This window comes from Acinetobacter sp. NIPH 2699 (assembly GCF_022549355.1).
Classification (GTDB): domain Bacteria; phylum Pseudomonadota; class Gammaproteobacteria; order Pseudomonadales; family Moraxellaceae; genus Acinetobacter.
In genome coordinates this window covers 293,404-301,393 of the sequence record NZ_JAKZGL010000004.1, presented here as the reverse complement: position 1 = coordinate 301,393, position 7,990 = coordinate 293,404, and the positions used below count along the sequence as shown (strand labels likewise).

Below are 7,990 nucleotides of genomic sequence, written 5' to 3'. Positions count from 1 at the left end.
GCAAGTACAGCAGATCCAATCACAGGTGAAATCGTGATCCATGCAGAAGCAGTGGATAGCGAAGGTAACGTTGATGTTGCGGATGCAGATGTGACTTTAACTATACTTAGTACAAGCTCAATAACAGCATTTGATAATACAGATACTGCTGTACTGGCTCCGCAACCATTACTAGTGCAAGATGATGCCGTGTTGGGCAGTGAAACTTACTTAGCGCTAATTTCACTTGCTGGACTGGATTTACAGTTAGGTTCGGAATCGATTGATTTCAACGTAGCTGCAGATCAAGAAGGTACAGCAACATTTACTTATAGCGCTCTAATTGGTGTTGATGCATTATCAGATTACTCATTAGTGGTACAGAAATTTGATACAGCAACAGGCCAATGGACTTCAATTTATGGTGGTGGTGAAGCTGATATTCTAGACTTGACCTTATTAGGTTCAACACCAGGTGTTGTAATCGAAGGGCTAGAAGAAGGTCAATACCGCGCATTCATGACCTATAATGGTCTTGCTGGTATTGGTTTACTTGGTACCTTAACTGGAACTATGGATGTCTATGATACAACTCAAATCGGTGGTTATTATACTGAAAATGCCGATGGTAATGTCATCACAGATATTAATACCAGTGGTGAGACTGATATTGTAACGCCGACAACTGTTTTAACTGCTGTAAATGGTCAACCAGTAACTGGTGCTGATACAGTAATTAATGGTACTTACGGTACTTTGGTGATTGATCCTGATGGTACGTATACATATACGCCTAATTTAGATGCTGCTGGTGTCGGTCAAACTGATGTATTTGTCTATACATTATTTGATCCAGTTACGGGAGATGCGGCAGAAGCGACACTAACGATTGAATTAAGTTCAGTGAAAGCCGTTGATAATCTTGCTGTTGCTGAGATTAATCCAGAACCATTGCTTGTTGCTGACGATGTTGCTCTAGGAAGTGCAAGCTATCTTGCGGCAATCTCATTGGCTGGTTTAGATCTTCAATTACTTGGTACAGATGCAGTTGCTTTTACAGTAGATGAGAATCGCGAAGGTACAGCAACATTCACCTTTGATGCATTATTGACAGTTGATCTATTAAGTGATTATGCGATTGTTGTTCAAAAATTTGATGCAACGACTGGGCAATGGGTATCAGTAGGCGGTGACAATCCTGAAGCTTCATTGATTAGTTTATCTCTAATCGGTGGTACACCAACAGCTGTACTCGAAGGGCTAGATGCTGGTCAATATAGAGCATTCATTGGTTATGACGGTTTGTTAGGTGTAGGTTTGGGTGGTACTTTAACTGGAACAATGGATGTATATAACCCATTCATTATTGACGGTTATTCAGTTGCGCCAGTATCAGGCAATGTAATTAATGATTCTGGCATAACTGGTGAAGTTGATGCAGCAAGCAATAATGCCATTATATCGATGGTTGATGGAGTTGCTATCGATCCAGCAGGAACAACCATTATTGGTACTTATGGAAATCTAGTTATAGATCAAGATGGTAATTATACTTATACACCGACCGCAGATGGATTAAATCTAGGTCAAGTGGATCAGTTTACTTACACGTTACTTGATCCTGTAACGGGAAATTCTTCAGATGCGATACTTTATGTACATCTGGATAGTGACAGTGTTGATATGACATGGAATGATCTAGATCCATCTCAACCTGCTGTTATTAATAGTCCACTTCCTGTCGATGCTATGGATAATGTTGAGTCAGCATCTATCGATATGGTTTATCCAGTTACTCAAGAAGTATTGGATAATGCAATTAGCTATAGTTGGTTACTAGGTGTTGGTGGTGTAGTTATTGGTGCAAACGAAGGTACAGCAACATTTACTGTTGATCCAGGTAATCTCACAGATGCTTTAATCTCAGTTGACTTTGGTTCACTTGTAACAGTAATTGATGGTTTGAATGTTGTATTAACTCGAGTTAATCCAGATGGTTCTCGAACTGTAATTGCTGACAATAGTGATACTGGTCTGATCGATCTACTTGGAATCTTCGGTTCTACTGTTGAATTCCAAATTGATAATCTTGGTGCTGGTACCTACGAACTATTTATGGAAAGTGACACACTGCTTACAGCTTTAGGTAGTGTTACTGCTGATATTACATTGAATCACGGTGATATTACTCAACCTCCAACGTTAGTTGCTAATGCTGTAAATGGTAATGTGCTTACTGATGATGATTCAGCAGTTTATGGCACAGGGTTTACGCCTGACTACATTACTAGTGACTCTGTTGTGACTTTTGTTGAAGCAGAAAATGGCAATACCTCTCCAGTAGTGGTTGGTACCCCAACGATTATCAGCGGTGTTTATGGTGCTCTGACATTAAATGCTGATGGAAGTTATAGCTATCAGGCGACAGCAGATACTGCGAATATCGGTAAAGTAGATAGCTTTGTATATACCGTGACTGATCCAATTACTGGCAGAACAGACACAGCCACATTGCATATACAAATTGGTTCACCTGATGTTGATATTACTTGGGATACAGCAGATCCATCGCTGGATGCTGTAATACCTGCACCAGTGGCAAATCCTGATGCGAATGATGCAACTGTCAGTATGGTGAATGAAACAGGTAGTATTGCTGATACAGATGTCTTCAGTTTCTCTACTACTTCATCCATATTGAATCCAATTAAATCTGGTAGTTCTTCTGGAGCGATTACTGTTGCAGCTGGTACAGCATCTGATCTGACGATTACTGCCGAAATGGGAGCGTCAATAGCAGGTTTATTCCCTAGTTATACGTTTACATTAGTTAATTCGCTGGGTGTAACTGTCGCAACAGCTACTGAAACTGCATTGCTCGATTTACTTGGAGGTACCACTGCACAAGTAGTATTTGCTGATGTTCCTGAAGGTACATATACACTACAAGTATCAACAAGCGGGGCTTCAGTAACAAACTATGCTTCTACAGTTTCGGTAGCCCAAGACTTTGTATACCTCAATCAATATATAGCCGATGGCCAATCAGATTGGATTCAAGGAAATATTTTGAATGGTGATGTGTCTGGCGGTGTAGCTGATGTATTCGAAGGTTCTCAGCTGTTTGTATTGAATCCTGTTACTGGTCTTTACGAGATTGCAGCAGGTCAATTGATTGATACTGGTGAAGGGCAGTTAGTCATGTATACGGATGGTAGTTACTACTACCAAGCCAATGATGCGACTGTAACTCCTGCGATTGATGTAATTGATTATAAGTTAGTTGGTCTAGATGGAACCGAGTCTATTTCATCACTTACGATTGATGTAACAGCTGAATTAAATCAAACAGTATTGAGTACATCTGCGAATGATACCTTTACGCTTGGAAATGGTTCAGACACATTGATTTATAGTATTTTGAATATAGCGGATGCGACGGGTGGTAACACATCGGGTGGAGGAGTCGATACTTGGACTGATTTCCATTTAGGTGATACAGCAACTGACGGACAAGCTGATAAGATTGATTTAACTAACTTATTAGATGGTTCTCAAAATGCGCTTACCATCGGTCAATATGTTGACATTAGCTATGACGCTGGATCACAGACTGTTACCGTTAGTGTTGACCGTGATGGTGGATTACTTCTTGAAGGTACTTATACCGAAACCCCATTATTGCAATTAACTAACATCACAAGCGAGGTTACGTTGCAAGACTTGCTTAACAATGGTCAAATTATTTACTAATCATTACGCTTAAAAAAAGAGAACCTTCGGGTTCTCTTTTTTTGTTATGTTGAACTGATAAAAATATATGTTATCTTGTTTAAAATATTTATAAATTATAGAAACTTAGTATATGAAACTTACTTTGAATTCGGACTTTAAACAATTAAAAAGTCAATTGAATGACTTCCTAGAGAAAGCACGACACCATAGTGGAGTTGATAAAACTGTAATTTTTTATTCTTACGGAGAGAGAACCCAGCGCTGTCAAGTTTGGAACTCGGTAAATGCAGACTTTTCTACAGTTCGGCAGGAACTTTTCCATTTTCTTGAACAACAATATGAAGAGGATCAATCGTTATGTACATTTTTAAAATTTGATTTTGCTTTTAATATTCAAAAAGAAAGTTGGAAAAATATTGAAGAGATTGTAAGGAATCAATTTCATAATAATCACTATAGAAAAGGAATTAGTTTTGATGAAAATTTCGAAATTTGTTTCCTAGAACAAGAACTTTATGGTCGAGCCATTATTCGTGGTTTAAGTTACGACAAACCTAATTTTTTTGATGAAAAAAACTTAAATACCACTATATTGCGTAAATATAACGAACAAAAAGAACCAGTAAAGATAAATGAACTTCAAGATGTTTGGACATTTGATACTTATGCTGTGTTCTATGAAAATGGTCAACTCAAGCAATTACAAAGTCAATTTACAGAAAACGGAGTTCGATATTTAGCTGAGCCTAAAAAACAACATCTTAAAATGATGATTAAGCAAAATGCTGATTTTATAGATTCACAAATTTTGGAGGATGGAAAATTTATTTATGGAAGTTTTCCTGCTTATGATCGACCAATTCGTAGTTACAATACGATTCGGCATTGCACAACCGTATATGCTCTCATTGAAACACTAATGATAGAAAAAAAAGAAAGTCGCTTAAAAAAAATTAAGTTAGCAATACAATACGCTTTAACAAACTTTTATATTGAGATAAATGCGCAACTTGCTTATATGTTGGACGGTAGTGAGTTAAATAAATTAGATGAAATTAAGTTAGGTGCAAACGCAGCTGCGATTCTCATGTTAACTAAATATCAAGAGCTTACAGGTGATAATAGTTATATCCACTATGCCAAGTACTTAGCCAATGGAATTTTATCTATGGTGAGTGAATCTGGTGCAACCACACATGTACTGCATTACCCAAGTTTAGCGTTAAAAAATAAATTTCGGATCGTATATTATGATGGTGAGGCAGCTCTGGCATTATTACGTTTATATCAACTACAACCTGAACAAAAACTACTAGAAACAGTGAAATTAATGTTTGATCATTTTATTGCTGAAAGATATGAGCGTTATCATGATCATTGGTTAAGTTATTGCACAAATGAACTTACCAAGATTTGCCCAGAAGAAAAATATTTCTTGTTTGGAATGAAAAATTATCTAAGACATATGATTTTCATCCGTAATCGCAAGACGAGTTATGCCACTTTGTTAGAAATGATGATGGCGGCTTATCAAATGATAGACAGGATGAGAACATTAGAATTGGAAGAACTTTTTAACAAATCACATTTTGAAGAATTAAAAAAGCTAATAGAATTTCGGACAGAGTTTCAACGGACAGGCTTTTTTTATCCAGAAGTCGCTATGTATATGGCTCGTCCAGACAAAATTTTACATGCTTTTTATGTACGTCATGATCGTTTTAGGGTTCGTATTGATGATCAAGAACATAATCTTTCTGGATATATTTCTTATGTTCAGCACTTTGAATGTTAAGAGATTAGGATTTAAATAAATGGATGTATCTCAAGAAATTAAAATTATAACTCATATAGGAATAGAGGACTTTCAGCATCCCATTTGGCAAACAAAAATTGCTGTAGATTGCTCAAATTGGGTCATGTTACTTCTCGCTTTAGAAATGGTGAATACAAACCCATTGCAACTACAGCAAGAGATCGTACTTGAGGGGAGTGCCCAAGACAATCTATTCAACCCCAATGAAAAACAATCTTATTCAGTTTTGGAATTATTACAGTATCTGGCTTTCGTACAATCATCTGAGCTAAGTTTAAAGCTTTTGTCTCAATTATTTGGCAGTTCAGGTCAGGCTCAATATGCGATTAAAGAAAAATTGCAAGAATTAAAAATTGATTCAACTATGCAGAGTATTAGAGACCTATATAGGTTAGCTGAAGCGATTTTTAGTATGCCAAATGAGTTAGTTAAGCAAGTCTTTAAAAAGAATTTAGTCATTCAAGGGCATAATTTAGTACCGACTAGCTCTTTATTCACATGTTCTCAACTGGATGCTATTCTGGTTTTAGATTATTTGAATAAACCAATATATTTCTCATATCGTGCAGAAAATAGAAGTATTGGTGTGTTTTATTTATTAGACAAAATCCATCGTATAGATCACTTAGTACCATATTATCACTACTTTACAGCAGGTCAAATTCCTACAGAGTCAATTCAAGCAAAGAGCGATTGGCTTAATATCATTGGTGATACTTATTTTGGAGAATATTATACAGAGATTCGTAAAAATAAGGGAGTAGATGATGCTTTACAGCGTTATGGATATCAATATTCATTTGAGAAAATAAAAAACTTTTTTAACCAAGAAGATGTGAATATTGCTAATTTTGAAGCTGTTTTTAATTTGGAAAAGACGTCTCCATTGGAAGGGAAAAAAGCTTTTATTTTGGGTGCTAATGTAAATAAAACACTTCAAGAGTTTCATCGCATCCATATAAATACTGTTTGTTTGGGGAATAACCATTTAAAAGATTATGGTGCAGAAAGCTTAAAATATACTTTACAATCTTTTGAAGATGCACGTATTAATTTTATTGGTGCAGGATTAGATCAACAACAAGCTCATAAATTTATTGAAATTCAAACTAATAATAAAATAATTGCAATTTTTAATGGTTATTGGCATCGAGATGTTGCATATCAGGATTATAATTCATATGCATTAGGAGGTAGTGCGGGTGTTTCTTGTTTAAATGCAATTTTATTTGAACAAATTACTCACTATAAAAAAAATCATCCAAGCCATAAAGTTATTTTGATCTGTCATTGGGGAGTAGACTTTAAACCAACTCATCCTGAACAAGAGGTTTTGGCAAATTTACTTACTCAGATCGGTGTTGATCTCATTATAGGGCACGGTGCACATACGATTCAATCAATTAAATATTTTAATAATAAACCTGTTGTTTTTGGAATTGGGAATGGCGTATTTAATAGTAATGGAGAGTATGATAAATATCAGGCTTTGTCATTTGGTGTCATTGTAAGAATTAATGTGAGTGAAGAGATTATTCAACTCTATCCAATTTTTACAAATAATCTTAAAACTTTTTGGCAGCCATATCCTGTCGATGAACATCAGTTTGAGCAAGCAAGTTCATATTTAACAGCTTCATTAATGGAAGATGACTTCCAATATAAAAGAAATGATTTTGGATTATTTGTTGAGTTAAAATTTTAAGGATATCTTGAATAATTCTCTAGTATTATATTCAATTGTTCAGTTGTAAAGCCAAGATTGCGTAACCCACCACTTCCTAATCTACAATCATAGCTGGTCATAATATTCGTTGGTGTTTTTTTCTTCGCGTTGGGCGCACATACATGCCCTAATCCAAAAGCATGTCCCATTTCATGAATACTCGCTGCCTGAGTTTGATGGTTAAGTCTTTCCCAGTCTATGAGAATAAATGGCTGTCCGTGATTTCTGAAACCCCAACTCGTGATATCACTATATTTTAGTTTTTTACTATACGAGTCATAGATAATAAAAAGTACCTCCTTACTTTTACGTTGGGGAAAACAACGTTTAACTGCATCAGGTATGTTTTGTGTGATGATTGGTAAAGGTTGATTTAAATGATTTGCTAAATCACATTTTCTTTTACTAAATTCATGATATGAATAATAATGATTAATTTTAAATTTAAAAATTTTCTGATTTTTTTCATCAACGAAATAACGATTTAAAATTTCTAACTCTTTGTACATTTGCAAGGGAGTATCAAATACTTTTGCTTGAGGATGATTGAGTGTGAAAATAAAGCTTACATAGACGACAGGTAGATCATTAGGGGAGTCAATTTTATATTTATAAGGTGTGATTTTTACAGGTGGTTTTTTTTGAGTGCTACATGAGGTTGTGAAAGCCAAACTCAATGCTGTAAGAAATATTAGTTTTGATCGCATCTTCATTCTCTCTATTCGTAAGAATTT

General features: G+C 35.5%; 4 protein-coding genes. 3 read left to right on the top strand and 1 reads right to left on the bottom strand.

The annotated features are described in order from the left end of the window. From MMP72_RS06490 to MMP72_RS06480, 3 genes are all read left to right on the top strand, one after another. On the top strand, positions 1-3,732 hold a 3,732-nt coding region (locus MMP72_RS06490; RefSeq protein ID WP_241315622.1), incomplete at its 5' end, for a BapA/Bap/LapF family large adhesin. Between the two features lie 112 nt (positions 3,733-3,844). Continuing rightward, on the top strand, positions 3,845-5,509 hold the full coding sequence (locus MMP72_RS06485; protein WP_241315620.1) for a poly alpha-glucosyltransferase: 1,665 nt from the start codon (positions 3,845-3,847) through the stop codon (positions 5,507-5,509). A gap of 19 nt (positions 5,510-5,528) precedes the next feature. Next, a complete protein-coding gene (locus tag MMP72_RS06480) occupies positions 5,529-7,235 on the top strand; it encodes a CapA family protein (RefSeq protein WP_241315618.1) in 1,707 nt (568 codons plus the stop codon). Here the strand turns inward: MMP72_RS06480 and MMP72_RS06475 are convergent. Next, the gene (locus MMP72_RS06475) at positions 7,232-7,963 is read right to left on the bottom strand and encodes a metalloprotease (RefSeq protein WP_241315616.1); all 732 of its coding nucleotides are present in this window, start codon (positions 7,961-7,963) and stop codon (positions 7,232-7,234) included. The genes MMP72_RS06480 and MMP72_RS06475 overlap by 4 nt on opposite strands. Positions 7,964-7,990: the final 27 nt, after the last annotated feature.

What these genes read in the sequence shown, in the direction of transcription:
- MMP72_RS06485 (WP_241315620.1), top strand. Translation starts at nt 3,845, where the DNA reads ATGAAACTTACTTTGAATTCGGACTTTAAACAATTAAAAAGTCAATTG.
- MMP72_RS06480 (WP_241315618.1), top strand. Translation starts at nt 5,529, where the DNA reads ATGGATGTATCTCAAGAAATTAAAATTATAACTCATATAGGAATAGAG.
- MMP72_RS06475 (WP_241315616.1), bottom strand. Translation starts at nt 7,963, where the DNA reads ATGCGATCAAAACTAATATTTCTTACAGCATTGAGTTTGGCTTTCACA.